The following is a 1,289-nucleotide window of genomic DNA, read 5'->3' as shown; positions in this document are numbered from 1 at the left end:
TGTTCAGCACAGAGACATAGGTAACACTTGGCTAGAGACATAGGTAACACTCTTTATGATCATCGCACTGCTGACTTTGGGAGCGTGCGATGCCTTGGAAGGAGTGTTCCAAAATGTCTTCTCGTCACGAGTTTGCGATGTTGGCGTCAGCTCCAGGCGCTAACATCCAGTCCCTTTGCCGCACATTTGGCATCAGCCGGAAGACGGGTTATGTCTGGCTAAAGCGTTACCAGGCCGAAGGTGTCGAAGGTCTGGTGGAGCGATCCCGAAAGCCGCAAACGTCGCCGAATCGAAGTGCCACCGAGGTGGAAGCACAGATCTTGGCACTGCATGATGCTTATCCATGCTGGGGCGGGCGCAAGTTGGCAGCCTTGCTGCCTGAAGGCGTGCCCAGGCCCCATCACAACACGATTGCTGCCATCTTGCGTCGACATGGGCGCCAGATCGCGCCGCAGACAGACAGCGTAGAGCGCACCCATTTGCGCTTCGAGCACGAGGCACCAAACGTGCTTTGGCAGATGGATTTCAAAGGCCATTTCCCGCTCACCGACAAACAGGCTGGCCGCTGCCATCCTTTGACAGTACTGGACGATCACTCTCGGTTTGCTGTTTGTCTGGACGCTTGTCCTCGGGAGACACACGACCATGTCCAGGCAGCTCTTATCCAGACATTTCGGCATTACGGCATGCCGCAGCGGATCACGTGCGATAACGGCTCGCCTTGGCGCGTGGCTGGGGAAGACAGTATTTCCAGGCTGGAAGCGTGGCTCATCCGGCTGGGTATTCGCGTCAGCCATAGCCGGCCATATCATCCGCAGACGCAGGGAAAAGACGAGCGCTTTCATCGTACGCTCAAGCGCGAACTGCTAGAGCGTACAGGCTTTCATTCGCTGCAGGCCTGTCAGCAGGCGTTCGACAAATGGCGCGAGCAGTACAACCTCGTACGACCGCACGAAGCGCTGGGGCAGAAGCCACCCGGTACCCGTTATGCAGCGAGCGCCCGACCATATCCAGCATCCTTGCCGGACGTCGAATACGACAGCCACGATAAAGTGATAAAGGTACGAAAAAGCGGACAAATCCGGTTTGCCAACCGGGAGATTTTTGTCGGTGAAGGACTGCTGGGCGAACTCGTGGCTGTCCGCCCAGCTGGCGAAGACGGCGTCTTCAAGGTCTACTTCTGTGACCGAGAAATCCGTACGCTCGACTTAAGAAAAGAGCCTTAAAATCGAACGACATGTGTTACCGATGTCCCTAGCCAGGTGTTACCTATGTCCCTGTGCTATACA

1 protein-coding gene is annotated in these 1,289 nt (G+C 56.2%); it reads left to right on the top strand.

Annotated features, from left to right (window positions below):
- Positions 1 to 89 precede the first annotated feature (89 nt).
- A complete protein-coding gene (locus tag NX782_RS26200) occupies positions 90 to 1,226 on the top strand; it encodes an IS481 family transposase (RefSeq protein WP_258848437.1) in 1,137 nt (378 codons plus the stop codon).
- Positions 1,227 to 1,289: the final 63 nt, after the last annotated feature.

This window comes from Massilia norwichensis, assembly GCF_024753245.1.
GTDB classification, from domain to species: Bacteria; Pseudomonadota; Gammaproteobacteria; order Burkholderiales; family Burkholderiaceae_D; genus Telluria; species Telluria norwichensis.
This window is presented reverse-complemented; position numbering and strand designations above follow the sequence as displayed.